This window comes from Mesorhizobium sp. M8A.F.Ca.ET.161.01.1.1, assembly GCF_004792105.1.
Taxonomy (GTDB): domain Bacteria; phylum Pseudomonadota; class Alphaproteobacteria; order Rhizobiales; family Rhizobiaceae; genus Mesorhizobium.
Genome location: NZ_SRTD01000332.1, coordinates 1 through 318, shown reverse-complemented (window position 1 = coordinate 318; position 318 = coordinate 1). Strand labels below are relative to the sequence as shown.

The 318-nt window shown below is 62.9% G+C and carries 1 protein-coding gene; it reads left to right on the top strand.

All coding sequences use genetic code 11. The features are described from left to right. A partial coding sequence (locus tag EN804_RS35950) for an ABC transporter ATP-binding protein (RefSeq protein ID WP_281407935.1) occupies positions 1-318 on the top strand: 318 nt, incomplete at both ends.

Here is a 318-nt window from a genome sequence, read left to right as displayed (position 1 = left end):
CACGTTCCCGTCCTGCGTGGGCTTTCTTGCCGCTTCCACAGCGGTCGCGTCACGGCGCTGGTCGGCCCCAATGGCTGTGGCAAGTCGACGCTGTTGAAAACCATCATGGGTTTCGTGCCTTTGTCATCGGGCGCGATAAGGCTTGGCGAGCGTTCGCTGGGCGACATCGGACGCAGGGATCTCGCGCGCCGCATCGCCTATCTGCCGCAGGAATGCCATTGCCCCGACTATATGACGATCGGCGAGTTGATCGAGCTTGCCGGTTATGCACGCTACGGGCTTGCTGGCGGCCCGAGAGAGCGTGACCGGGCGTTTTTG